Below are 23,649 nucleotides of genomic sequence, written 5' to 3' on the forward strand. Positions count from 1 at the left end.
TCAGGGGATTTAGGGGTGATTTTCTTCCACGTACCTCTTGAAGTTATCGAGGATGGATTGCCAACCGAATTGCTGCTGTTCGATGGTATTCGTGTTTTCTGCTTCGAAGCGTTCAGTTACACTTGTCGCACCACCTCCCGACCCGAAGGATACCTCTACTTTCCTGCCGTCTTCCATGGTGTAAGAGATGAATTGGTTGTTTTTCACCTCGTCGTATACGCCTTCGAAATCGAAGCCAATACTGCCGTCTTTGGCTTCCATACGTGAGGTGAATCGTCCACCGGGCCGCAAATCATTTTCCGCTTTGGGCGTATGCCAGTCATCCGATGCTGCGTTCCACTGAACAATGTGCTTTGGGTTGGTCCACGCGTCCCATACTTTATCAACCGGTGCGTTGATGATGGCCTGAACGGTAATGATGGTTTTTGCTTTTGTTTCCATTATGTTCTTATTTAGTTTTTTGCTATCATCCTGTTGTTTTGTACAAACTTACGGCGATCAACCGGCAGCTGAGATGTACGAAAGCGACAAATGAAAGTCTATTTCCGACAAGAACGTCTTATATTTGATGTTATACGCAGTTAGCTTTTTCATGGATACACAAAAAACACCAATATGAAGAAAATAGCCATTCTGGTTCCCGAGAGCTCCGTTTTGCAGGCCATTGCCGACCCGCAGTATTGTTTCAGCGCCGTGAATCAGTTTTGTTTGGAGGCGGGGAGAGAGCCTTTGTTTCAGGTGGAACTGGTGGGAGTGAAAAGAGAGGTTCAACTGGGGAACGGGAGTTTTTCTGTTCGTCCCGATAAGTTGCTGCCAGAAGCCGACCAACCCGATTTGATCATCATCCCGGCCCTGTTTGGCGACATGGAGGAAGCGATAGCTGCCAATAAGGAAATGCTCCCCTGGATTATCGATCACTACAACGACGGGGCAGAGGTGGCTTCCCTGTGTGTGGGAGCCTTCCTGCTGGCTTCTACGGGATTGCTGGACGGAAAGAAATGCTCTACTCACTGGGGCTTTACCGGTTTGTTCCGGGAAATGTTCCCGACGGTGGATGTACAGGATGGTTTGATTGTGACGGAGGAGAACGGGATTTATTCCAGCGGCGGGGCTAACTCGTACTGGAACCTGTTGCTTCATTTGGTGGAGAAGTTTGCCGGCAGGGAAATGGCTATCTTAACATCCAAGTATTTTGCCATCGATATCGGCCGGAACAGTCAGTCACCGTTTGCCATGTTCAAAGGCCAAAAGAAGCACGATGACGATCTGGTCAGGAGAGCGCAGAATTATATCGAAAAAAACATCGACGATCGGATAACGGTCGACGAACTGGCGGATAAGCTATCGGTCGGCCGGCGCAGTTTTGAGCGGCGGTTCAAAAGGGCGACCAACAATTCGGTGCTGGAATACATTCAGCGGGTAAAGATGGAAGTAGCCAAGCGCAACTTCGAAACCAGCCACAAAAACATCAGCGAGGTAATGTTCGAAGTGGGGTATACCGATAGCAAGGCTTTTCGAAATACCTTCCGGAAGATCACCGGTCTGACACCGGTCGAGTACCGGAACCGGTATAATAAGATGGTGGTGCCGGCGGAAGGGTAGTTGTTTCAGTTTTATTCGTAAAAAATGAGAAATGAACAATGGGAGTAAAGTTCATTTCTCATTTCTAACTTTTCAATGTTATTATCAGATTTTCTTGAACACCAGCGTAGCGTTATGTCCGCCAAAACCGAAGCTGTTGGTCATGGCCACATCCACCTGGGCATCGATGCTTTCGCCGGTAATGATACGCACATCTTTCGGGATGGCCGGATCGAGGTTCACCGTGTTGATAGTGGGAGGCACGATGTTATCAGTAATGGCCTTAATGCATAAAATCGACTCGGCAGCGCCGGCTGCTCCCAGCAAGTGTCCGGTCATCGATTTGGTTGCACTGATGTTCAACAGCGGTTTTTCGCCAAATACTTTTTGCACGGCTGTAACTTCACTCGGGTCGCCCACAGGAGTGGAGGTCGCGTGCACATTCAGGTAATCTACCTTGTCGGGATTGATTTGGGCCTCTTCCAGCGCCAGCTCCATGGCTTTAATGGCTCCGATTCCTTCAGGATGAGTAGCCGTCATGTGGAAAGCGTCCGCTGTCATTGCCGCACCGACCATCTCAGCATAGATGTGTGCTCCGCGTGCTTTGGCGTGCTCGTATTCTTCGAGAATCAAAGCACCGGCTCCTTCGCCCATCACAAAGCCATCGCGGTCCACGTCGAACGGACGGCTGGCTGCTTCGGGATGTTCGTTGTTGGTCGACATCGCTTTCAGGGCACTGAATCCGCCCATCGATGCCGGAGTTATCGGTGCTTCTGAACCACCTGTCACAAATGCTTTCGCTTTTCCCATCCGGATGTAATTGAAAGCATCCATGATGGAAGTATTGGAAGTAGCGCAAGCCGACACAGTGGTGTAGTTCATTCCCTGCAGACCGTATTTCATCGAAATCATTCCTGACGCCATGTTGACGATCAGCTTGGGTACAAAGAACGGACTGAAACGGGGTTCAAAGTTGTTTTGCACATACTTGGTTACCTCTTCTTCGAATGTTCCCATTCCGCCTTGTCCGGACCCCCAGATAACGCCGACATCGAACGGATCCATTTTCGATAAATCCAGACCGGAATCTTCCATGGCCTGGGCGGCGGCGTACAATGCATATTGAGTGAAAAGATCACTGCGCTTGATTTCGTTGCGTTCGAGGTATTCTGCCGGATTGAAATCCTTTACTTCACAGGCAAACCGCGTTTTAAATTTCGACGGGTCGAAGCGGGTGATGGTGGCGGCCGCACTTTTCCCGGCAACGGCATTTTGCCAGAAGTCCTGAATATTATTGCCTAGTGGGGTTACCGCTCCCAGTCCGGTAATAACTACTCTCTTCATAAGGATATTGGTTTTTGTTTCTTTAATATGTTTATACCAATTGGTATATTCATGATTAAAAAAATTTATTTATTCAGATTACTATTTGTTCTATCTGTGTTTTCAGCTGTTCCAGATTCGACAACAAGGGCTTTTCGGTGCCCAGCGTTTTCGCAATCAAGATGCCTCCTTCCACCAGCGATATGAATACATCGGCGAAAGCTTCGGGTTCGACATCTGGTTTTACCTGCCCGTTATCAAGGCCCTCCTCAATGATCGAAATGAGATTGTTACGCCAGCTTTCAAGTGCCGAACTTGCCTTTTCGAAAAGCGCAGGATGTGCATCGTCGGAATCGGAAGCAGCATTCAAAATCGGGCAGCCTCCCCATTCAAAGATGGTAGGGTAGTACTCTTCGTAAAACGAAACGTAAGCCATCAGCTTCTCGCGGGTATTTTCGGCTTGCTGCAGCCCGGTATGAACCGTTTTTCGTATCTGTCCGTAGTTGAAAGCGAATGCAGCCAGCGCCACCGCATCCTTGTTGGCAAAGTTCCCGTAAATGGCCCCTTTGGTTAAACCCGTGGCCCCGGTAATATCGGCCATAGAAGTTCCAACAAACCCTTTTTTGTTGAAAATAGCGGCGGTTTGCGCAATAATGAACTGCTTTGTCCTTTCCGATTTCTTCATACCAATGACAAATATATACCAATTGGTATAAAAACAAAAAAAGGAACTCTTCTTTTTCTGGATTCCTTTTGTCTTCAGATTACATATAGCCCCGGAAACTTCCTATTTTTGCAAAAAAATTCATTCATGCTGATTATCGATTCGCCCTCAAATAACGCTTATTTCAATATCGCTTCCGAAGAGTATTTGCTGAATACATATCCGAACGACGAGATCTTCCTGCTCTACGTAAATGCGCCTTCCATTATTGTGGGACGGTTCCAGAATACGCTGGCAGAAATCAACCTCGACTATGTCACGGAAAACAAAATCAAGGTAGTTCGCCGGATGTCAGGCGGTGGTGCGGTGTATCACGACCTGGGTAATCTGAATTTCTCATTTCATACCCCCCTCGGTGACGACGATTTTTCCGATTTCTCTAAGTTCACCCAGCCGGTGGTCGATTTGCTGAACAACCTGGATGTGCCGGCTAAACTCGAAGGACGGAATGATTTGGTGGTCGACGGCAAGAAATTCAGCGGTAACGCCAAGTTGGCCCGAAAAGGGAAGATGATTCAGCACGGTACTATTTTGCTGGACTCCGAGATGAGGGTATTGAGTGAGGCGTTGAAAATTAATCCGCTAAAATTCCGAGACAAAGCGGTGAAGTCGGCCCGTGCCCGCGTTACAAACCTAATCGACTATTTCCCGGGAGGTATCACCGTCGATAAGTTCAAGGAACTGCTCATCGGGCAAATCATCAAAGAGAACGAACAGAGTGCAACCATCCACCAATTAAGACCGGATGAAGTAGCGAAAATTGAACAACTGGCCGCGGAAAAGTACAGCACCTGGGACTGGAATTTTGGTGGTTCACCCAGCTACGATTTTAACAAAGCCATTAAGATACCCGCGGGTTTCATCGAACTACACATGGATGTGAAGAAGGGTGTCATTCAGGACGTGAAGATTTTCGGCGATTTCTTTGCATCGCAACCCATCGAAGAGCTCGAAGAAAAGCTCGTCGGTGTGCCGCACGAAACCGAAAACCTCCGGCAAATCCTTTCAACGGTGAACCTGACCGATTACTTCGGGAAGGTTACCGGGGAGGAGATTCTGGAGTTGTTTGTGTAGTGGTGACCGGTTTACCGTGAACGTGTCATTGGAATTTTGTAGCGCCTGTATGGCTATGGGAACGACCTTAATAATTGAAATCACGCGGCTCACCACACATTTCCCGGGCATCCAATATGGCTTCCCGCCATTTATCCTGTATCATTTTGAATGTCCCGATAATATCATGCCTGTCGTCTGATTCGTACGAGAGGCCCAGTTCTTTGTATGTAACATATTGTTCATAAACCGGATCGAGTGCTTCAGCCACTTTTAGATTCTCATACTGAAATGCGGCCTTGTGAATCGCTTTGTACCATACGAGTTGACTATCGAGGTATACAGGGCGGTCGGCATTCTGTAACGTACTGATGGGACCATCCAGTTCCATATTACCCGACTCGCTATCTATTTTCCGCAAGTGAATTTCCATTCCGTCAAATAGTTTCAGAATATATGGGTCGGTCTCTGTTTCGCGGGCAAATTCAATGTAGGAATTGCTGAAGCCTGATAACATTGGGCGTTTTTCTGGCGGTTTAGGCTTAGCTTTTTTTGCTGGGGTTGATTCCTTTTGCTTTTCCCTTGCCAGTTCCAGGTACATTTCCTCTTTCGGCCCTTTCTTGTCGGGCAACAAAAGCAACAGGTTCGTTCCCATACGACTGTCGTAATACTCATACCATTCGGGCATGTACGCATAGCCACCGGTTTCATCTTTTTCCATCACACGGCCGTAATCCGACATGTGCAGATCCCACGGGTCTCCCATATACCAATCGTCGAGCGACAAGAGAAAGCTTTTCATTAATACGATTTCTTCCGGGGTAATCATTGGGATAAAGGGGCAGGCCATAATGTTTTGATGCCAGTACAGGAAGTCGAACGATATCTTAACCTCTTCAATTTTAATTTGTCCGGCCCGCCATTGCAGTTCCAGGTTGAACAGTTTCTTTTTCAGAATACTCCGCAGCGCTTCCAGTGCATAATTCTGGTACCGGAGTTCCAGGCTCTCGCGCTCGCTCAGCAGACCAATGTAGTAGTTATACGATTTTACGAGAGATACCTTCCAATTAACATATCTCTTGATAAAACCCTCTTTGTTGTGGTCGGAATACTTCTCCAGGTAGCTTTTTACCTTTTCCGATTCTTTTAACTCGTTGATGAATTGGGTTGTCAGCTTTTTGAAGAACTGTTCATATTCCACTTTGTCCTCGGGAATCATTTCTTTCCGGTACGGAAAATGATCGAAGTTGGCGAAGTGTCCTTTCTTTTTCATTGGCGATAATTCTTCGTTAAACGTTGGTCTGACCAGGAAAATAAAATCAGGATACGCATTTCCCACATCCCTAAAAACAGCAAGAAAGCCCCGGTTTCGGGGCTTTTGTGAATCACTATCGGGAGTTTACGATTCGGTTGCGGCACCATCTACGGTCTCTTCACCTTCTTCCACGGGCTCGTCCTCTTCAATGGAGTCTTTCGAGCCGTAAATTACATAATCGTTATAATAGGCCTCGTTTACACCTTCCCATATATCTTTGCCGGCCTCGCATATTTCCGAAATGGTTTGGTAAATATCGTTAGCGGCCTTTTCGCGTTCCACCGTTTTGGCCTCGCGGGTCGATATCATTGTTTGCTGTTCATCGATAGCATCGTCGAGGACTGTTACCGCCGATTCGATTTCCGTCAGCGTCTCTCCGGTAATGTTGCGCGAAGCCAGTTTGTCGAGCATCTCCCGGCAGGTGGTACAGATGTGGTTAGCCAGGTTGATCAAGTCGGCTGCTTTAACATCCTTCAGCTTATTAAACCGGATGGCTTTGTACTCGACCGATTGTTCTCCCAAGGCATATTTGCAGCGAAAACGTAAGGTCGATAGCAGCTCTTTCACCTGGGCGTAGGCCGTGTTTTTCGCATCGGTTTTCAGGGTTTGCTGTCCCAGCCAGTAGTTATCCGACGGCATTTGCCTGAAGGCCGTTACCTTGGTTTTGAAATTGGTCCGGAAAGTTTCATCGTATCCCAGAGGGGAGAGTTGTTCCGCATCGCGTTCTAACAAATTATCGATACGGTCGGCACGCTGAGTTAGCGTACCCATGCTAAAATTAAAGCTAGTTTTCATGTTAATTAATTTTTATTGGTTGTCTTAGTTGCTAACCAAATAGCTTTTTGAAATTACAACGATTTACCGCTATATGCAACCCAATCGCACCACTTTTTTATATGTTTTTTAATATAAAAGTTAATATTTTCAAAGTTTTAATAATCATTGCAGTGCTTTTCTGTTACTATTTTTGCGAAAATGAATACAATAAATATTACGGGTATGCGTGTACTTTCCTCCTTTTCTTTATCGCACTTTTCCCTGTTCAGTTATCCCCATGTTAGCAGCCATTTGTCTTGTCCTGAAATAGCTTGACGTAAAAAGTCAGGAAAATGAAGAAAGGAAAAGAGGCCATGTTAAGCGATCACATGGAAGGATTTCAGGAAAAACCGATTAATTACAATGCTTACGAAGTTAGTTTCAGGCGCTGGTTGGTCGGCCAGATAGATGCAGAAAAGATGAGTTTTCAGCAGGCACGCGACCGGTTTGATTTAGGTTCCCAGTACCGGCGCATTATCAGGAACTGGCAGGAACGTTATTCCGATGATATTCACTTATCTTTACAGGCGATGAGTGGAAAAGAAAGAACAGATGTAAAAGCGCTGGAGAAGCGTATCAAAGAGCTGGAAAAACAGCTTGAACTGGCGAAGATGAAAAATGTGGGCCTGAATACGATGATTGACATTGCTGAGCAGGACTACAAATTAGAGATTCGAAAAAAGTCTGGCCCCAAACAGTAGAAGTACTGGCACACATGTACCCGTTGGTATCCAAATCGGTACTGTGTGAACTGTTTGGGTTTAGCCGTCAGGCCTGGTACGATAGCAAAAAGCGTCACTCAGTAAAACAAATGCAGGAGGTGTTCATTTTGAAGCAGGTAAAAATACTTCGCCGCGAACATCCCCGCATGGGAGCAGAGAAACTCCTTTTATTACTGACTTCCACACTACAGGAACACAACATCAAATACGGAAGAGACAAGTTTTTCAACCTGCTCGGGGAGCACGGTTTGTTGGTGCGGCGCCGTAAGCGGGGCCCGAAAACCACTAATTCGAACCATTTTTACCGTAAATATCCCAATCTAATCCGGGATATCGAACTGGTCAGTTCAGGCAGACTCTGGGTCAGTGATATTACTTACCTGCGAACCGAAAAAGGCTTTGTCTACCTGTCCCTGGTAACCGATGCCTATTCGAAGAAAATTGTCGGATGGAGCCTCTGGCCCGACCTGACCAGTGAAGGGGCCTTAAATGCCCTAAGAATGGCCGTTGCCGGCGAAGGTGTAAAGCCGAACCTGATTCATCACTCCGACAGGGGGATTCAGTATTGCTGCAATGATTACGTGAACTACCTGAAAGGAGCTAAAATCAACATATCTATGACTGAAAACGGAGACCCTTATGAAAATGCGGTAGCCGAACGTGTTAATGGTATTCTGAAGGGAGAGTACAGCTTACAGGACACTTTTGCCGATTATCACGCAGCCCTGGAAGCGGTAAAACTCGCTGTATACAAATACAATCATAAACGGCCGCATCGTAGTGTGGACATGATGTTCCCCACTGATGCACATAAGCAAACCGGAACATTAAAGAAACACTGGAAAAAGCGGTCCTATCCGTTGAAGCGTGAATCAGGTGATACATAAAAATCTGTCGAACGAACCCGGTGTAAGAGAAAACCTGTGATGAGAGAACAGGAATAACAGAGAGAGTTTCCGGCTACTTCAGGGTTTAGAAACAATCTGAACTCTGTTTTCAGGTTTTACTCTTACAAACGACGGACCGGGCAGGAAGATAAAAAGAAGTATATTTGGAATCCAGTTGTTACGAAATAACAAGCAACCGGACTCACCAATTAAGTATAAATCTGTCAAGCTATTTTAGGGGAGGTCAATTTTCCGGTGGAGGAAAACACTGCTAACAGCGAGGAAGACACTGCTAACAGCGAGGAAGACACTGCTAACAGCGAGGAAGACACTGCTAACGGCTGGGAAAACATCGAAAGAGTGGAGGAAGACACCGAAAGAGGCGAGGAAACCATCGAAAAACAGGAGAACAATACGAAAAGAGGCGGGAAACACATTGAAAAAGAGGAGAACAACACCGAAAGAAGTGCGACAAACACAACCAGAAAGGTGACCAAGATCGCGGAAGCCGCGGATAACTCTACCAACAATGAGAACGTTTCAGCCAACACGGCGAAAAGAGTTACCAGAGAAGAGGAAGGGGATGGGAGTGGGAAATGGTGTACCGCATTCTGGCTATTACCCTGATTTCATTGTGCAGTTAGCGTAGGAGTCGAAGTTAGTAGACGTTTGAAGAAAATAACGATATTTGTTTATAGGGCGAAAGGGCTTAGCATTAACTCGCGGCATAGTCATTGAAATGAAATTATAAACGGGAATATTTGCTCTGTAGGAGCAGAATCCAATAACAACAATGAAATGGATGGATATTAAAAAACGGTTTGCAGGTTGGGATTTAGGATATTGGTGAATTGCTTACGCCCCTTCAGGGCTTGGGCTGTCTCCACATTTCCCGGCAACCGGGCGTTGCCCGGCCCTGGTGCTGTTGCACCGTTGGTGCAAAAAGAAGGTGACCGGAATCGATGACAGGCCAACGGCCTGAGAACAATATCCGGTGGAAAGCCACAGGAACGGAGCAAGGCCGAAGGTCTTGCAGCAATAGCCCATAGCATCGCTATGGGGATATGAACCAAATAAAAAACCTTGCCCTGAAAGGGCAACAGCCAAATAACCAAACAAACGCCACCATGCCACAATCATTATCGAAGGTGTATTACACATCGCCTTTAGCACTAAAAACCGGGAGAAAACGATCGGTGAAAATATTCAATCCGCCCTTTTCGAATACCTTGGAGGAATTTGCAAAGGTTTGGATTGCAATCCTGTTAGGGTAGGAGGAACCGATGATCATATTCATATCCTGTGTACGTTATCGCGAAAGATAACCCAGGCCAACCTGATTGAGCAATTGAAAAAAGAATCCTCGAAATGGATAAAGACAAAAGGAGGACACTATCGTCATTTTTAATGGCAACATGGCTACGGAGTTTTCTCTGTCAATCCCACCGAAATAGAGAAGGTTGTAGAGTACATCAACAACCAAAAGGAACATCACAAAATGAAAACCTTTCAGGAGGAGCTGCGGGCCTTCCTCAAAAAATATGGTGTTGATTACGACGAACGATATATGTGGGATTGAATTGCTTACGCCCCTTCAGGGCTTAGGCCATACGCGCATTCCCGGCAACAGGGCGTTGCCCTGCCCTAATGCTTTTGCACCGTTGGCGCAAAAAAGAAGGTACCCGGAATCCGTGAAAGGCCAACGGCCTGAGAGCAAAAGCCCATAGCGCCGCTATGGGAACAAAAATGTGGTAAGGTGAATACGGTCGCGCACCAGCCTGGATTGAAATGGGAAGATTGTTTCGACCGTAATAACGCCGTCGCTCATTAGAAATAAATGTTAGAAGGATGATTGGCTAATAACCGGGTTGTTATTCGGGTTACCGCCCTTTCAGGGCTTGGGCCATCTGCGCATTACCCGGCAACAGGGCGTTGCCCTGCCCTGGTGCTTTTGCACCGTTGGCGCAAAGGCAAAGAAACAACAGGAACAGTAGCAACCACAGTAACCTTCAGGCGCAACTTGAAACAATTAATAATGAATAATGTGTAGTGAGTAATTAAGAGGTCTAAGGTTCACTCTCATGTCTCGCATCTACCGTCTTGCGTCTTTCTTAATACTTAACACTTGAAACTGCCTTTATTTACCGATACAAAAATTCCGGAAAATATTCCCCAGCACCTCGTCCGTGCTAATCTCACCGGTGATGAGGCCCAAGTAATGCATGCATTCACGGATATCCTGCGAGAGGAAGTCGCCGGTAATACCATTTTCGATGCCATCCAATACGCGCTGAATGGATTCGCGGGCCTGGGTGAGCGCTTCATAGTGACGCGCATTGGTGACAATCACATCTTCTTCATTGTTGAGTTTCGCCAGATTGACTGTTTCGAGCAGCAGACTCTTCAGACTATCGATGTTATGGCCCATCTTGGCGGAGATGAAGACCATATCTTCATTATCGGCCAGGGTAATGTCCATTAGCATCTTTCGGACAACGCCCTCATCTACCTGGTCAGCTTTGTTACCGACGATAATCAGGTTCTGTTGACTGATATGCTGGCGCACATCTTCCAGGTTTTGCAGGTATTTTTCCGGCTCGCGGGTCAGGTCAAGCAGTAGTAATACAATGCTAGCCTGTTTGATCTTCTGGTACGTCCGCTCGATACCCATACTCTCGATTTTATCGGCGGTGGTCCGGATGCCGGCCGTATCGATGAACCGGAAACTGACACCGCGGATGTTGATGATATCCTCGATGACGTCGCGGGTGGTTCCTTCAATCTCGGATACGATGGCGCGTTCGTCATTCAACAGGGCATTCAGCAGGGTCGATTTCCCCACGTTGGTCTCGCCGGCGATGGTGACCGGAATGCCGTTCTTGATGACATTTCCCAGCTTGAATGAGTCGGCCAGCTTGCCAATCATTTCCTCGATGCGGGTAGCCAGTTCGAGCAATTGGGTACGGTCGGCAAATTCCACATCTTCCTCGCTAAAATCAAGCTCCAGCTCGATGAGGGAGACAAAGCTGAGCAATTCACCACGCAGTTTGATGAGTTCCTGTGAGAAGCCTCCGCGCATTTGGTTCAATGCCAGTTTATGCGAAGCGGCAGACGTGGAAGCAATCAGGTCGGCCACGGCTTCGGCCTGGGAGAGGTCCATTTTGCCATTCAAGAAAGCCCGTTGGGTAAACTCCCCCGGACCGGCCATGCGTGCTCCTTTCGAGAGCAACAGTTCGAGAATAGCTTGCTGTATGTATTGCGAGCCGTGACACGAGATTTCTACCACATCTTCTCCTGTAAAGGAATGAGGAGCGCGGAACAAACTCACCACCACCTCGTCGATAATCTTCTCGCCGGTGCGGATGGTGCCGAAATGAAGGGTGTTGGCTGGTTGGTCGGCCAGTTTTTTCTCTTGATTAGGGGATATAAAAACTTCCTCGGTAATGGCGACGGCCTTTTGTCCTGAAAGGCGGATTACCGCGATGCCACCCACGCCCGGTGGGGTGGAAATGGCGCATATGGTTGATTGATCGATCATCTTTCTGGTCTCCTTTTTAAGGGGAACAAAGATACAAATTCTGAAGACATGAGACGAAAGACGCTTACATGTTACGCTGCGCGGTTACTGTTGTTCCTATGGTTACTCTTGTTCCTGTTGTTCGGCTTCGATGTATGCGTCGTCTTTGTGTTCCTGGCGGTAAAGCCTTGTGTCCTTTGTGGTAAAAAAAATAAACCACAAGGAACACAAAGAAAGCACAAAGTTCACAAAGGCATTATCTGAATAGAGGGTGAGCTAAACCATTCAAAATGGATGCCGACCTGGTAGGGCCACGATACATCGTGGCCGCGCATTAACCCGGTTTCAGGCTGCGCTGTCCCTCCCGAATTCAGAGCATGAAAGGGCTTTTGGCATTTCATAGCAACGCCGGCGTGTGCGGCGCAAGAGCGTCACCATTCCGATCCACAATAGAACGTGCGCCGCTGTTTACCGGGGTATCGTTACCCGGGGCGGCGTCGTGCCTCCTTGCCCCGGGCTATGAGCTTGCGGCCCTTCAGGCCTGCTTGTACACAACATCGAAGCAATTGACTTCCTCGAACTTCGTTTCGTGTAATTAGCAAAAATTAGCGTAATCCTTATCCCCAATATTATCGTACTGTCCCTTGTAAACAACTACTCGCTATCTCACAAAATACACCTTCTTCAGCCGGAAGGCCACATTCACCAATGCAATCATCACCGGTATTTCTACTATCGGACCAATTGCCTTCAGATTATCTTATCAGTATTTCCAGCGATTAGCAAGACGTACAAGAGAGAGCATGACCGGTACTTCTACCAGTACACCCACAACTGTCACCAAAGCAGCAGGGGACTGTAATCCGAACAGGGAAATAGCCACAGCCACCGCCAGTTCGAAGAAGTTGCTGGCGCCAATCATTGCAGCCGGAGCGCAAACAGTATGTGGTAATTTCAGTCTTCGGCCGCCAAACCAGGTAATAAAGAAGATGAAATAGGTCTGAATGATCAGTGGTATCGCTACCAATAGAATGATGAGCGGATTGTGGGTAATATTCGTTCCCTGGAAGGCAAATAACAGTACCAGTGTGCTAAGCAAGGCGACGATGGAAACGGGTTTAAACCGGGGAAGAAATACAGTCTTAAACCATTCTTCGCCTTTGCGGCGAATGAGTCGCTTATTTGTGGTGTATCCGGCTGCCAGAGGAATGACTACAAATATCAGAATGCTGGCGATAAGCGTATTATAAGGAATGTGGACATTGGTAATACCCAGCAACAGCCCTACAATAGGCACAAAGGCAACCAAAATAATAAGGTCATTTACCGAAACCTGTACGAGTGTATAGTTAGGATCTCCATCAGTGAGGTAACTCCATACAAATACCATTGCCGTACATGGTGCGGCCCCCAGCAAAATGGCACCGGCAATATACTCACCGGCCATATCCGGATTAATGAACGCTGAGTAAAGCTTGGAAAAGAAAATCCAGGCAAAGAAAGCCATCGTGAAAGGCTTGATCAGCCAGTTGACTACCAACGTGAGAATTAATCCCTTCGGTCGTTTCCCAACTTTTTTGAGACTGGAAAAGTCAATTTGCAACATCATAGGGTAAATCATCAACCAGATGAGCACCGCCACCGGGATATTGACATGAAAAAGCTCCATCTTGCTCAAAAATTGAATGCTGTCACCGGCAAAACGGCCTATTGCGATTCCTCCCGCAATGCACAGAGCTACCCAAAGGGTGAGATATTTCTCAAAAAAACCGATACGTTTTTTTTCTTGATTCATATCTAAAATTATTTGTTAGCGGTAACGGTAATGCTGAAAATGCCGGTTCCGGAAGTCTTATACTCCTCCATCTCCTGCTCCGACAGGTAATTGCTCAGGATATCATCCGGGATGGTGATGGCTTTGTTCTTTTCGACCTTGATATCGAAAAAGCCTTTCTCTTCAATAATGGAAAGATATTGCTCACGCTGAATCGCGCCCGATACACATCCTGCATACAGTTCGGCTTCCTTGATTAAGCCTTCCGGCAGATCACCGTCCAGCACTACATCGGAGATACAAAAGTGGCCTCCGGGTTTCAGTACCCTGAAAATACTGCTAAAGGCTTTTTCCTTATCGGGAACCAGGTTCAGTACGCAGTTGCTGATGACCACATCGAAGGTATTTTCCGGCAACGGCATCTCTTCGATGTCGCCTTTCACAAATTCGACATTGGTGAAACCGGTTTTCTCCAGGTTCTTCCGGGCTTTTTCGAGCATGGCATCAGTAAAATCGAGGCCGGTTACTTTCCCGGTTTCGCCGGTGATGGCGCGGGCCACAAAGCAGTCATTTCCGGCACCACTTCCCAGATCGAGTACATGGTCACCTTCTTTGATGCGGGCAAATTCAGTGGGCAAACCACAACCCAGTCCCAGGTCGGCGTCAGCATTATAACCTTTCAGCATGGTGTAATCGTCACTGAAAATGGTATAGGTGGAATCACCGCAGCAACTGGTTCCGCCGCAGCATGATGACTGGTTTGTTTCTTTACTCTGCGAGGCAATCTCGCCGTATTTTTCCTGCACCAACAGTTTTAAATCTTCAGGTTTTACTTGCATGACAATTATAATTGAGGTTTGATATCTTCGGTATACAGCTTGTAAAAAGCCTCTTTAATTTCGTCGCGTACGCGGATAAATTCACCCCAAATGAATTCGTCGGTTCCGGTAGCATGCGACGGATCATCGAAGCCGATGTGAAGACGGTGTTTTACTTTTCCCATGAAGGCGGGGCAGGTCTCGTTCGCGCCTCCGCAAACGGTAATCACATAGTCCCATTCGTCGTTCAGGTATTTGTCTACCGGGTCGGAAGTATGGTGGCTGATATCGATGCCTATTTCCTTCATGGCGGCTACAGCTTTTTCATTCAGCTTGCCTGAGGCCTCTGTTCCGGCCGATTGCACGTTGATGCGTTTATCGAATGATTGAAGGAAACCGTGGGCCATTTGACTGCGGCAGGAGTTTCCGGTGCATAAAATAAGTACGTTCATATAGTCGAGAGGATTTTAATGGATGACTGATTTGTATCGGTTATTCGCAACAATAATTTTCGATGTTTAAACCGTCGATAAAGCCACCTAATTCTTTCTGCAAGCGTTTCACATTGTCCATGTCCAGACAGTATTTGGTTTTGACCCCTTCGATGTGCCCGGTAATCAGACCGGCCGCTTTCAGCTCTTTTAGGTGCTGGTTAACGGTGGTTCGTCCCAGGGGCAGCTCATCGGAAATATCACCTGTTATGCACGATTGCGTGGCAGCCAGGAACCGGAGGATATGCAACCGGGCCGGATGAGCCAGAGCCTTGAAAAGTGCGGCCTTTTCGATGAGCTCCTGCTCGAATAGTTCGGTTTTACTTTGTACCATCTTGTATTTCTTTTGACGCAAATATACGTCAAATATTTAAATGACGTAATTATACGTCATAAAAATGCAATTTTTTTCCTTTAGCAGAAAAGGAGAGGAGAAGGTGCAAAAGTTAAGGGACGAAGAAACCCGGTATTTGCTTGGGTGTGTTCCCTTTCAAGATACCGGGTTTGCAAGTATGACAGAAAATTATGAAAAGCAGAAATCTTTATTTAGCCGCACAATCGATGCAAACCTTTTTGTCGCCTTTTATACGGCCATATTCCATGACCGTCATTTCACCACACTCTTCACAAACAAAGCTGTTGAAGCTGTGGGGATGCTGTTTCAAATCGTAATCAAATACCTCCGACACGATCAGAATTTTATCGGCAGGAGCATTCATCACGTTTTTAACGAGTGGTTCAACCGTTTCATCCGGAACTTTACTGGCCGGAATCCCTTTTTCACGGTAGTCTTTGAAGAAGGAGGTCTGTTTATTGGCAAGCATCTCTTCAGCCCGGGGAGTCACCCGCACAGCTTTGCCACTGGCTTTGTCGACAACAATAACAGCCCATTTACCTTTGTGTGTTTTTTTAATGTTTCCCTTGCCGAAAGTGGTTCCCATGATGACCTGCAAACCATCGGCAAAACAGGTAGCACAGTGGTCATCGCCCAGGTCAACAAAAGCGATGAGTTGTCCGTCGCGGGCGCGTTCAACACCCAGTGCGTTCATGGCAGCTGCACCAACGCGCAGTCCCATAGGCATAGCCGGACATTTGTGTCCGTGAAACTTTTGCCCGAATTCGAGCCATTCTTGTGGATTGATCATGATGTTGATTTTTAAGTTTGACAATTCGCTATTACAGTACACTTCCTATCGAAAGAGTAACTGCAGTTGGATATTGGCCGAATAAACCGGATTCTGATTCAGATCGCTGCATTTAAAATCGGCCATCAGTTTTGTTTTTTCTGTAATGAGATAGTTGAATCCCAATCCATACCAGGGCTGATCCGATGTTGCGGAATTCAGGTCCGTGTATTTTTCGGTAAAAGCGGTGAGTTGGTAATGAGTATTGAAATCGTACCAGCCCAGCAGATAGTAACCGTCTGCTTTGTCACTGTTCAATAATGCCTGAATATATTCGGCCTGCAGATGGAAATGGTTGCAATGGAGCAAGGCTTCTGTACCCCAGCGGAAATCGTTTCCGGAAAGGAGTGAGTCAGCGGTGTAAATCGTTGGCAGGCTCATTTTGGTGATGTTCCGGTAGGCGACCGAACCGCCCAAAGTAATATCGGATTTGTCAGTAAAATTGAATTTCCGGTTTATACGCGATGTAACCAGCAGTGAGTTGCTGTTATGCCCGGGTTTGTCCGCGTTTCCATTGAACAACCCAACACTGGCATGCCACGGTTGATCGGGTTGGCTGTAAAGGTATTCGAGTCCAATCATTCGGGCTCCGTACTTCGGGTTCATATTCAATGCATTGATGACAGATGCCCGCTCCAAAACAGGAATTTGGTAATCGGGCTGCATGCGTTGCATCATGAAGTCCGGCACAAACCGTCCGAGCCGGAACAGCCCGTCTCCTTTTAGATGAATATCCGCCAACGCATCCTGGAAAATGAAATTCTGGTCCTTGTACGAGCGATAAACCACCTGCATCTTATAACTAATGAAATTGGCAGTCGGCACCTCGCCTTTGAGCCACAGTTTAGCCCGTCGAACCATGAATTCCGAAGTGGTATTCAGATTGCTCGAAAACCGGGTTTGTATGTAGCCGTTTAGCTGAGGACCCTTGTTTTCCTGTGCCTGAACGGCCACAGCAACGAATAGGAGCAATGTTAATAATCTCAATCTCTTCATGACACGATGCATATTAATGGATGACGCCGTACACCATTTTAGCGGCAATTATCAGCAAAACGATGGCATAAATTACCTTTACCTGTTTCGATTTGGCCTTTTGCGTCATATACCGTCCTCCTAGTTGAGAGCCGATAATAACGGCGATGACGACAATGATGGTCAATGGCCAATTCATGTGTCCCTGTGAAACATGGCCCAGGTATCCCGATATGGAAGAGAATGTGACGACAAACGCGGTGGTAGCTGCCGCTTCTTTGGTTTTGTAGCCCATCATCATAAGGATGGGGGCAATGATGAATCCGCCGCCCAGCCCGAGCATTCCGCCAACGAAACCGGCAAAACCGCCGACAAAGAACCCGATGATGCTTCGCTTCTTCATGGACATCATCTCGTCCGGCTCAGCCATCTTGGAGGCGTATATCATACGAATAGCTGCCGCGACAACCATGATGGCAAACAGGATTTTTAACGTAGCTACCGGAACTTTGTCGCTGGTCATGGCTCCCAGCGGCGAGGCGACTAAAGCTGTAACAGCCATAACGGCGCCGCCTTTCCAGTCAACCATCTTTTTCCGTGCAAACGGAATAAGGACCAAACCAGTGTTTAAGCCATTCAACAGCAAACCGAGCGGAATGGCCACAGAAACCATATCAAAACCAGCCCAATTTAGGACCGGTACGTACACCATTCCTCCGCCAAGACCCAGCATGGCAAAGATGAATGATGCTACCGCGATGATGAAAAAAACGATTCCGTACAACATGACTAAAAAGTTTAAGTAAGTATTTACTTACATTAGATGCAAAAAAATTATCGCTTCAGTAATTTAAGCATAAGACTCAGCATCTTCTTGCAGAAATTGTCAACCTGTGATTCTCCCCGGTTGAGTATCAGCTCAATGTTTAGTGATACCGGAATGCCCATGTATAGCATAGCGAGATTCTCAACGGGTATCTCTTCATCCCAGGTTCCTTCGGTAATTCCGTCAAGAAAGATTTTGTTAACCAGTGATTTTTGGTTATTGAAGATTTGACGAAGTGTTGATTTCAGTTGCTCGTCGTTATTGTGTGATGCTTCAGAAAAGAGAAGCATGGTAATTCCTTTGTTGTCCGTCAGGTATTGGACTGTCGAGCAAATGAACTTTTGCAAACGTTCTTCCGGCTCCAGCGAAGATGTAGCAATTTTTCGCAACTGCCCTATGAAATCGGTCTGTACATCGTTGATAATCGACAGTATGATATCCTGCTTGGTAGCAAAATGGCGGAAGATGGCACCTTCGCTCATGCCAATACGCTTGGCCAGATTGCGTGTCGACAGGTTCTTCAGACCATCGGTGTAGATGATGTCGAGTACTGCCTGTTTGATTTGGCCTTGCCTTGTTTCGCTATTTTGCCGTTCCATGACTTTGATGTAAGTAATCACTTACAAAGCTAATTCTTTTATGAGAAATGCAAACGTTTATTGAACTATTTTTGGGTATGATTTAATTTTTTTTCGTTGAAAGCTAGTCGAATATACCGTTCCGGAAGTTTTACATCACATGATTGAAGACGAATCCGACGATGAGTATGCCGACGGTAACAATGCCGACAAAAACTGAAATCAATTGCCATTTAAGCACTTTTTTCAGAATGATGATCTCCGGCAGGGAAAGAGCAATGACCGACATCATAAAAGCGAGTGCTGTACCGAGAGAGACGCCTTTCTCCAAAAGCACACTGACAATGGGAATGATTCCGGCTGCATTGGAGTACATCGGGACACCAAGTAAAATGGCCACCGGAACGCCATACCAGTTTTGGTTGCCCAACAGGGAACCGAGAAAGTTTTCGGGTACATAGCCGTGAGCACCGGCTCCGACAGCAATACCGACGAGAATGTAAATCCAAATTTTTCCTACAATCTCCTTTACTGCTTCGTACCCCGATTGTATTCTTTCCTGAAAGTGTACTCGTCCTTCTGCATCTTCGTTGTGGCCGGCTTTTACTTCATAAACCCATTCCGCCACATACTTTTCCAATCCCAGTTTTCCTAATATCCAACCCGCCAGGATGGCAATGATAAGGCCGGTTCCTACGTAGATGAGCGCTACTTTCCAGCCAAACATTCCAATCAACAGTACGAGTGCTACTTCGTTAATCATCGGGGCAGCAATGAGGAATGAGAAGGTGACGCCCAGCGGAACACCCGTTTCTACAAAGCCCAGAAACAGCGGAATCGCGGAGCAGGAGCAAAAAGGAGTAACGATTCCCAGCAGTGAAGCCAGAATGTTACCGGTAAACAAGGATTTTCCCTCCAGTATTTTTCTTGTTTTCTCCGGTGTGAAATACGTTCTAAGAATGCCAACTACAAAGATGATGAGTACAAGTAATAACAGCACCTTGGGCACCTCGAAGATGAAAAAACGAAGGGTTTCTGTCAGATGCTTACCGGTTGCCATTCCCAACACATCATCGATGAAAAAATCGGCTACGTGCTTCAGCTGCCAGTAAAGAACAATCCATAGTGGTAACAGAATCGCCGGAAACAACCAGCCATGCATATTTCGGTTCAGTGCAATTACTTTTTCTCTCATTTCTTTTCCATTTTCCTAAAAGTAAACCGTCATCACATAATAGAAACCGACCCCGATGAATACGACCGAAATAACCCGCCGAAACCAAATTTCGAAAACTTTTAGCCGGTTATACAAGGTGCCGACTCCCGAAATGGCAAAGGCTATGAGCCAGGCAAAAATGATGACAGGTATGCCGGTGGCAATGGCAAAAACGACCGGAAGATACAGTCCGGAAGCACTACTAATGGTCAACGGGATGAGCATGCCAAAGTACAGTACACCGCTGTAAGGGCAGAAAGCCAGCGCAAACAAAACACCGAGCAGGAGAACATCCCAGTAGGTTTTGTTGCCTTTTTCCTCGAAATGCCGGGTTAGCTTTTCCATTCCGGGGAATTTTATTTTCAGAATATCCAGCATGAACAGGCCAATCAAAATCAACAACGGGCCAATTATTTTCTCGCCGTAGCGTTGGAAAGATCCCGAAAGGGCCAATTGGTCAGCTCCCAAAAAAATGATGAAAGCCAGGTCGGTGTAACCGACGGCTCTACCCAGCGTATAGACCAGTCCATTATAAAATACCCTCTTCCGGTTCTCCAGATCCTTGCCAATAAACCCGATGGCGGTAATATTGGTGGCCAGCGGGCAGGGACTGATAGCCGTCATCAATCCCAGGATCAATGCCGTAACAACCGGAAGTGAGCTACTTTCCAAAAGACTGCTCAGAAATTCTTCCATCGCTATAGCAACGGTTTAATCTTTTCCTCGATAATCTGCCGGAACTTTTTCGGATTGGTCCGGGCATACATAAAACCTTCGGTCGTGATATTGAATTGCTGGTTTCCTTTTACAATTAGAAGTGTCTGGCCTGAAACACCCAGCTCTTTACCTTTTGCTTCACCGGCTTTTTCATCCAGGTTATAGGAAGCGAAACTGACGTCGTTGCCAAACAGTTCCTTCACGTCAGCTTGTGCTTCCGATTCGACCGCACGGCAAGTAGCACAGCGCACATTGAAATGAAAATAATAGACATTTACTTTGGCTTGTTTTTCCGGTGCTTTGGACGTATTGGCTGATGTTTGGGAAAAGGTGAAGGTCCCTGCTATGAATACAAGCAAAGCAACGAATGCAATTTTCGGTGATTTCATGTTTAGTGTTTTTGGATTAGTAGCTTTTTCAGTTCCTTAACCGACGGTACTTTCCCTTTTACGACCACTTTTCCATCAACCACCAGTGCCGGTGTTGTCATAACGCCCATTTTCATAATCTCCACGATATCTTCCACTTTGGAGACTGTAGCATTCAATCCGGCTTCCGCCACGGCGTCATTGGTTGCTTTTTCCAGCGCCCGACATTTGGGGCAACCCGTTCCCAGGACTCTAATGTCCATGTGGATGGGCTTTACATTTTGAAAATCCATTGATTTTTTGGTTTTAATTCGTTGTTCGTAAAAATACGAACAGAATTATTCATTCCAAAACTTTTCAAACAGGATTTTCGCTTCGGACCATTTTTCGCGGTTCAGGCAGTATTTGATCTTGGGCGCTTCGATTTCTCCCTGGATGAGACCGGCGTCTTTCAGTTCCTTGAGATGCTGGGAGAGGGTAGACTTGGCGATGGGAAGCTCTTCTGAAAGATCACCGCTGTAACAGCACGATTGGCGCGATAGCAGGTCGAGTATATAAATGCGTACCGGATGCCCGAGAGCTTTGGCGACGCGTGCCAACCGGTGCTGCTCTTCCGTAAAAATATCTTTGATCATGTTCTCCTTCATAATAGTGAAATAGCTACTTGTTCGTAAAAATACGGACAATATTTAAAAACCTGTCGCGGGCCGGCATGTAAATATTTCTTAAACTATTCGTTTTCGCGGAGCTGTATCAAAACATTATCGGTGTGGATTGTTTACTTTAGTAAAAACCTGAATTCTTATGTTCGATAATAATTACCTGAATGCGTTGGTGTTGCTTGCTGGCCTGGTTGTTGGTTTTTTCGGTGCTCACCTTGTTATTCGCCTGGTTAAACGCCGGTTGAATGAGAAGAAAGATGCCGGATGGATTCAAACGCTGACCCGTATCACCCGTCCGCTGACCTTTTTGGCGGCTTTGTTAGTGCTGTTGTCCGTTCAGCCTCTGATGGATATGGGAAAGAAACTACCTTTCGATTTGCAGCACGTTTATACGTTACTTACCATATTTCTGGTTACGTGGCTCATCATCAACGCCATCCGAAGTATTCGCTCGATATTGCTTCGCCGCTATAACCTGGACACGAAGGACAACCTGAAGGCAAGGAAAATGCATACGCAGCTCCGGGTTTTCGAACGTCTGCTTATCGCCATTGTGCTGGTGATTGCCATCGGCATCGCTTTGATGAGTTTCGACAAGATTCACAAACTGGGTGTCAGTTTGCTGGCCTCCGCCGGAATAGCAGGAATTATTATTGGTTTTGCAGCGCAGAAAAGTATTGGTCTGATACTGGCTGGTTTCCAGATTGCCATTACGCAGCCTATCCGCTTGGAAGATGTGGTGATTGTAGAAAATGAGTGGGGCTGGATTGAGGAGATTACCCTGACCTATGTGGTGGTTCGTATTTGGGATAAAAGGCGTCTCATTCTTCCGATTAGCTATTTCATCGAGAAGCCGTTTCAAAACTGGACGCGGACAACGGCTGAAATTCTGGGTACGGTTTTCATTTATGTCGATTATCGTTTTCCTGTCGATAAAATGCGGGAGGCGCTGACTGAAATTCTGAACGATACCGATTTATGGGACGGACAAGTGAACGTGCTCCAGGTGACCGATGCGAAAGAGCATACGCTGGAATTACGTGCGCTGGTCAGTGCTTCCGATTCACCAACAGCCTGGGATTTGCGTGTACTGGTCAGAGAAAAACTGGTAGAATTTGTCCAAAAGAACTATCCTGAATATCTTCCGCAAACGCGTGTTCTGTTTCCGGAACAAAAGATAAATCCGGAAAAGGAACCTGAAGCCGGAGAGGAAAAATCCTGATTGACCTTTTTGAATGATTTAGATATGATTGATTATCTCGACAAAGCGGCCCGGCTCATCCGAGAGTCGGGCTATACAGTGGCATTTACCGGAGCCGGCATTTCCGTGGAGAGTGGAATTCCTCCCTTTCGGGGGAAAAACGGGCTCTGGAGCCGTTACGATCCGAAAGTACTTGATTTGGACTATTTCTATTCGAATCCGCACGATTCGTGGGTGAAAATCAAAGAGATATTTTACGATTTCTTTGGGAAAGCCCAACCCAACCCCGGGCACATTGCCTTGGCCGGACTGGAACAAAAAGGCTGGCTCGAAAGTGTGATCACGCAAAACATCGATAATCTGCACCAGGAAGCGGGGAGCAAAACAGTTTGGGAGTTTCATGGTAATTCACAGTGGGTGGTTTGTCCGCGTTGTGGTGCCCGTCATTTTGCTACCGAGATTGATATGAGCGAACTTCCACCACGTTGTCACGAAGACGGTTCGGTTTTGAAACCTGACTTCATTTTCTTTGGGGAAGGTATTCCGCGCGAAGCGTACGATCAGTCGTTTGCAGCAGCTCGCAAAGCGGAAGTGATGTTGGTGATTGGCACGACCGGCGAGGTGATGCCGGCTTCGATGGTTCCCTACGAAGCGGCCCGAAGCGGAGCGACCATTATTGAGATCAATCCGGAAACAACGCCTTTTACCAACCAGATTACACACATTTTTCTGGAAGGGAAAGCAGGTGAGGTACTTCCAGAGTTGTTGCAACGGGTAAGTCAGTTGATAGTCGATTGAATTTTCAACGCGTAAGTTCGAATTTTACTGCGAAAGACAATTTTGGATGCAATATGGATGAATTTATCCCGAGAAATGATCACTTGAAAATTTATCCTTAGGA

General features: G+C 46.7%; 27 protein-coding genes. 8 read left to right on the forward strand and 19 right to left on the reverse strand.

The features are described 5' to 3' along the window. Positions 1 to 9 precede the first annotated feature (9 nt). Positions 10 to 441, reverse strand: a complete 432-nt coding sequence (locus GJU87_RS07225; protein ID WP_153638913.1) for an SRPBCC family protein — start codon at positions 439 to 441, stop codon at positions 10 to 12. 174 nt (positions 442 to 615) lie between these two features. Between GJU87_RS07225 and GJU87_RS07230 the strand changes: the two genes are divergently transcribed. Beyond that, on the forward strand, positions 616 to 1,602 hold the full coding sequence (locus GJU87_RS07230) for a GlxA family transcriptional regulator (RefSeq protein WP_153638914.1): 987 nt from the start codon (positions 616 to 618) through the stop codon (positions 1,600 to 1,602). Positions 1,603 to 1,686: 84 nt separating this feature from the next. On the opposite strand, the gene fabF is transcribed toward GJU87_RS07230, so the two are convergent. After that, positions 1,687 to 2,925: a beta-ketoacyl-ACP synthase II gene (gene fabF, locus GJU87_RS07235; RefSeq protein WP_153638915.1), complete on the reverse strand. Its 1,239-nt coding sequence runs from the start codon at positions 2,923 to 2,925 to the stop codon at positions 1,687 to 1,689. Positions 2,926 to 2,998: 73 nt separating this feature from the next. Further along, positions 2,999 to 3,589 carry a TetR/AcrR family transcriptional regulator gene (locus GJU87_RS07240; RefSeq protein ID WP_153638916.1) on the reverse strand — a complete coding sequence of 197 codons (591 nt, stop codon included), beginning with the start codon at positions 3,587 to 3,589 and terminating at the stop codon, positions 2,999 to 3,001. 126 nt (positions 3,590 to 3,715) lie between these two features. Here GJU87_RS07240 and GJU87_RS07245 point away from each other — a divergent pair, with 126 nt between their 5' ends. Continuing rightward, on the forward strand, positions 3,716 to 4,702 hold the full coding sequence (locus GJU87_RS07245) for a lipoate--protein ligase (protein ID WP_153638917.1): 987 nt from the start codon (positions 3,716 to 3,718) through the stop codon (positions 4,700 to 4,702). Positions 4,703 to 4,769: 67 nt separating this feature from the next. On the opposite strand, the gene GJU87_RS07250 is transcribed toward GJU87_RS07245, so the two are convergent. Further along, entirely contained in the window at positions 4,770 to 5,954 is a 1,185-nt protein-coding gene (locus tag GJU87_RS07250) for a hypothetical protein (RefSeq protein ID WP_153638918.1), read from the reverse strand. A 126-nt stretch (positions 5,955 to 6,080) separates the two neighbouring features. Further along, complete coding sequence (locus GJU87_RS07255) at positions 6,081 to 6,791, reverse strand: hypothetical protein (protein ID WP_153638919.1); 711 nt, start codon at positions 6,789 to 6,791, stop codon at positions 6,081 to 6,083. A gap of 314 nt (positions 6,792 to 7,105) precedes the next feature. Here GJU87_RS07255 and GJU87_RS07260 point away from each other — a divergent pair, with 314 nt between their 5' ends. The 4 genes from GJU87_RS07260 (at position 7,106) to GJU87_RS21430 (ending at position 9,829) form a co-directional block, all read left to right on the forward strand. Beyond that, a complete protein-coding gene (locus tag GJU87_RS07260) occupies positions 7,106 to 7,513 on the forward strand; it encodes a hypothetical protein (protein ID WP_153637049.1) in 408 nt (135 codons plus the stop codon). A 14-nt stretch (positions 7,514 to 7,527) separates the two neighbouring features. Beyond that, positions 7,528 to 8,421: an IS3 family transposase gene (locus tag GJU87_RS07265; RefSeq protein WP_153638141.1), complete on the forward strand. Its 894-nt coding sequence runs from the start codon at positions 7,528 to 7,530 to the stop codon at positions 8,419 to 8,421. Positions 8,422 to 8,676: 255 nt separating this feature from the next. Continuing rightward, the gene (locus GJU87_RS07270; RefSeq protein ID WP_153638920.1) at positions 8,677 to 9,048 is read left to right on the forward strand and encodes a hypothetical protein; all 372 of its coding nucleotides are present in this window, start codon (positions 8,677 to 8,679) and stop codon (positions 9,046 to 9,048) included. A gap of 577 nt (positions 9,049 to 9,625) precedes the next feature. Further along, positions 9,626 to 9,829: a transposase gene (locus GJU87_RS21430; RefSeq protein ID WP_255454233.1), complete on the forward strand. Its 204-nt coding sequence runs from the start codon at positions 9,626 to 9,628 to the stop codon at positions 9,827 to 9,829. Between the two features lie 729 nt (positions 9,830 to 10,558). Here GJU87_RS21430 and mnmE read toward each other — a convergent pair. The 14 genes from mnmE to GJU87_RS07345 all read right to left on the reverse strand — a co-directional run bounded on the left by mnmE (position 10,559) and on the right by GJU87_RS07345 (position 21,532). Then, positions 10,559 to 11,959, reverse strand: coding sequence for a tRNA uridine-5-carboxymethylaminomethyl(34) synthesis GTPase MnmE (gene mnmE / locus GJU87_RS07280; protein WP_153638921.1), 1,401 nt, complete (start codon positions 11,957 to 11,959; stop codon positions 10,559 to 10,561). A 742-nt stretch (positions 11,960 to 12,701) separates the two neighbouring features. Continuing rightward, on the reverse strand, positions 12,702 to 13,733 hold the full coding sequence (gene arsB / locus GJU87_RS07285; protein WP_153638922.1) for an ACR3 family arsenite efflux transporter: 1,032 nt from the start codon (positions 13,731 to 13,733) through the stop codon (positions 12,702 to 12,704). A gap of 8 nt (positions 13,734 to 13,741) precedes the next feature. Further along, complete coding sequence (locus tag GJU87_RS07290) at positions 13,742 to 14,551, reverse strand: arsenite methyltransferase (protein WP_153638923.1); 810 nt, start codon at positions 14,549 to 14,551, stop codon at positions 13,742 to 13,744. A gap of 5 nt (positions 14,552 to 14,556) precedes the next feature. Then, positions 14,557 to 14,982, reverse strand: a complete 426-nt coding sequence (locus tag GJU87_RS07295) for an arsenate reductase ArsC (protein WP_153638924.1) — start codon at positions 14,980 to 14,982, stop codon at positions 14,557 to 14,559. 40 nt (positions 14,983 to 15,022) lie between these two features. After that, entirely contained in the window at positions 15,023 to 15,355 is a 333-nt protein-coding gene (locus tag GJU87_RS07300; protein ID WP_153638925.1) for a helix-turn-helix transcriptional regulator, read from the reverse strand. A 208-nt stretch (positions 15,356 to 15,563) separates the two neighbouring features. Then, positions 15,564 to 16,166 (reverse strand): FmdE family protein, encoded by a 603-nt coding sequence (locus GJU87_RS07305; RefSeq protein ID WP_153638926.1) that lies wholly within the window; start codon positions 16,164 to 16,166, stop codon positions 15,564 to 15,566. Positions 16,167 to 16,211: 45 nt separating this feature from the next. Then, positions 16,212 to 17,201: a porin gene (locus GJU87_RS07310; protein WP_194831471.1), complete on the reverse strand. Its 990-nt coding sequence runs from the start codon at positions 17,199 to 17,201 to the stop codon at positions 16,212 to 16,214. 13 nt (positions 17,202 to 17,214) lie between these two features. Beyond that, positions 17,215 to 17,967 carry a sulfite exporter TauE/SafE family protein gene (locus GJU87_RS07315; protein ID WP_153638928.1) on the reverse strand — a complete coding sequence of 251 codons (753 nt, stop codon included), beginning with the start codon at positions 17,965 to 17,967 and terminating at the stop codon, positions 17,215 to 17,217. Between the two features lie 47 nt (positions 17,968 to 18,014). Continuing rightward, entirely contained in the window at positions 18,015 to 18,626 is a 612-nt protein-coding gene (locus GJU87_RS07320; protein WP_228491892.1) for a TetR/AcrR family transcriptional regulator, read from the reverse strand. 109 nt (positions 18,627 to 18,735) lie between these two features. Continuing rightward, positions 18,736 to 19,779, reverse strand: coding sequence for a permease (locus GJU87_RS07325; protein ID WP_153638930.1), 1,044 nt, complete (start codon positions 19,777 to 19,779; stop codon positions 18,736 to 18,738). A gap of 15 nt (positions 19,780 to 19,794) precedes the next feature. Then, the gene (locus tag GJU87_RS07330; protein ID WP_153638931.1) at positions 19,795 to 20,496 is read right to left on the reverse strand and encodes an aromatic aminobenezylarsenical efflux permease ArsG family transporter; all 702 of its coding nucleotides are present in this window, start codon (positions 20,494 to 20,496) and stop codon (positions 19,795 to 19,797) included. Positions 20,497 to 20,498: 2 nt separating this feature from the next. After that, a complete protein-coding gene (locus tag GJU87_RS07335) occupies positions 20,499 to 20,906 on the reverse strand; it encodes a nitrophenyl compound nitroreductase subunit ArsF family protein (RefSeq protein ID WP_153638932.1) in 408 nt (135 codons plus the stop codon). 2 nt (positions 20,907 to 20,908) lie between these two features. Beyond that, the gene (locus GJU87_RS07340) at positions 20,909 to 21,148 is read right to left on the reverse strand and encodes a thioredoxin family protein (protein WP_153638933.1); all 240 of its coding nucleotides are present in this window, start codon (positions 21,146 to 21,148) and stop codon (positions 20,909 to 20,911) included. Positions 21,149 to 21,223: 75 nt separating this feature from the next. Further along, positions 21,224 to 21,532, reverse strand: coding sequence for a helix-turn-helix transcriptional regulator (locus GJU87_RS07345; RefSeq protein ID WP_228491893.1), 309 nt, complete (start codon positions 21,530 to 21,532; stop codon positions 21,224 to 21,226). Between the two features lie 157 nt (positions 21,533 to 21,689). On the opposite strand from GJU87_RS07345, the gene GJU87_RS07350 reads away from it, so the two are divergent. Then, positions 21,690 to 22,769, forward strand: a complete 1,080-nt coding sequence (locus GJU87_RS07350; RefSeq protein ID WP_153638934.1) for a mechanosensitive ion channel family protein — start codon at positions 21,690 to 21,692, stop codon at positions 22,767 to 22,769. A 24-nt stretch (positions 22,770 to 22,793) separates the two neighbouring features. Next, positions 22,794 to 23,546: an NAD-dependent deacylase gene (locus tag GJU87_RS07355; RefSeq protein ID WP_153638935.1), complete on the forward strand. Its 753-nt coding sequence runs from the start codon at positions 22,794 to 22,796 to the stop codon at positions 23,544 to 23,546. Positions 23,547 to 23,649 lie beyond the last annotated feature (103 nt).

This window comes from Prolixibacter sp. NT017 (genome assembly GCF_009617875.1).
In the GTDB taxonomy this organism is placed as follows: Bacteria; Bacteroidota; Bacteroidia; order Bacteroidales; family Prolixibacteraceae; genus Prolixibacter.

What these genes read in the sequence shown, in the direction of transcription:
- GJU87_RS07310 (WP_194831471.1), bottom strand. Translation starts at nt 17,201, where the DNA reads ATGAAGAGATTGAGATTATTAACATTGCTCCTATTCGTTGCTGTGGCC.
- GJU87_RS07255 (WP_153638919.1), bottom strand. Translation starts at nt 6,791, where the DNA reads ATGAAAACTAGCTTTAATTTTAGCATGGGTACGCTAACTCAGCGTGCC.
- GJU87_RS07240 (WP_153638916.1), bottom strand. Translation starts at nt 3,589, where the DNA reads ATGAAGAAATCGGAAAGGACAAAGCAGTTCATTATTGCGCAAACCGCC.
- GJU87_RS07355 (WP_153638935.1), top strand. Translation starts at nt 22,794, where the DNA reads ATGATTGATTATCTCGACAAAGCGGCCCGGCTCATCCGAGAGTCGGGC.
- GJU87_RS07305 (WP_153638926.1), bottom strand. Translation starts at nt 16,166, where the DNA reads ATGATCAATCCACAAGAATGGCTCGAATTCGGGCAAAAGTTTCACGGA.
- GJU87_RS07350 (WP_153638934.1), top strand. Translation starts at nt 21,690, where the DNA reads ATGTTCGATAATAATTACCTGAATGCGTTGGTGTTGCTTGCTGGCCTG.
- GJU87_RS07300 (WP_153638925.1), bottom strand. Translation starts at nt 15,355, where the DNA reads ATGGTACAAAGTAAAACCGAACTATTCGAGCAGGAGCTCATCGAAAAG.
- GJU87_RS07315 (WP_153638928.1), bottom strand. Translation starts at nt 17,967, where the DNA reads ATGTTGTACGGAATCGTTTTTTTCATCATCGCGGTAGCATCATTCATC.
- GJU87_RS07290 (WP_153638923.1), bottom strand. Translation starts at nt 14,551, where the DNA reads ATGCAAGTAAAACCTGAAGATTTAAAACTGTTGGTGCAGGAAAAATAC.
- GJU87_RS07335 (WP_153638932.1), bottom strand. Translation starts at nt 20,906, where the DNA reads ATGAAATCACCGAAAATTGCATTCGTTGCTTTGCTTGTATTCATAGCA.
- GJU87_RS07265 (WP_153638141.1), top strand. Translation starts at nt 7,528, where the DNA reads ATGTACCCGTTGGTATCCAAATCGGTACTGTGTGAACTGTTTGGGTTT.
- GJU87_RS07225 (WP_153638913.1), bottom strand. Translation starts at nt 441, where the DNA reads ATGGAAACAAAAGCAAAAACCATCATTACCGTTCAGGCCATCATCAAC.
- GJU87_RS07245 (WP_153638917.1), top strand. Translation starts at nt 3,716, where the DNA reads ATGCTGATTATCGATTCGCCCTCAAATAACGCTTATTTCAATATCGCT.
- GJU87_RS07230 (WP_153638914.1), top strand. Translation starts at nt 616, where the DNA reads ATGAAGAAAATAGCCATTCTGGTTCCCGAGAGCTCCGTTTTGCAGGCC.
- fabF (WP_153638915.1), bottom strand. Translation starts at nt 2,925, where the DNA reads ATGAAGAGAGTAGTTATTACCGGACTGGGAGCGGTAACCCCACTAGGC.
- arsB (WP_153638922.1), bottom strand. Translation starts at nt 13,733, where the DNA reads ATGAATCAAGAAAAAAAACGTATCGGTTTTTTTGAGAAATATCTCACC.
- GJU87_RS07260 (WP_153637049.1), top strand. Translation starts at nt 7,106, where the DNA reads ATGAAGAAAGGAAAAGAGGCCATGTTAAGCGATCACATGGAAGGATTT.
- GJU87_RS07330 (WP_153638931.1), bottom strand. Translation starts at nt 20,496, where the DNA reads ATGGAAGAATTTCTGAGCAGTCTTTTGGAAAGTAGCTCACTTCCGGTT.
- GJU87_RS07340 (WP_153638933.1), bottom strand. Translation starts at nt 21,148, where the DNA reads ATGGACATTAGAGTCCTGGGAACGGGTTGCCCCAAATGTCGGGCGCTG.
- GJU87_RS07345 (WP_228491893.1), bottom strand. Translation starts at nt 21,532, where the DNA reads ATGAAGGAGAACATGATCAAAGATATTTTTACGGAAGAGCAGCACCGG.
- GJU87_RS07325 (WP_153638930.1), bottom strand. Translation starts at nt 19,779, where the DNA reads ATGAGAGAAAAAGTAATTGCACTGAACCGAAATATGCATGGCTGGTTG.
- mnmE (WP_153638921.1), bottom strand. Translation starts at nt 11,959, where the DNA reads ATGATCGATCAATCAACCATATGCGCCATTTCCACCCCACCGGGCGTG.
- GJU87_RS07250 (WP_153638918.1), bottom strand. Translation starts at nt 5,954, where the DNA reads ATGAAAAAGAAAGGACACTTCGCCAACTTCGATCATTTTCCGTACCGG.
- GJU87_RS07295 (WP_153638924.1), bottom strand. Translation starts at nt 14,982, where the DNA reads ATGAACGTACTTATTTTATGCACCGGAAACTCCTGCCGCAGTCAAATG.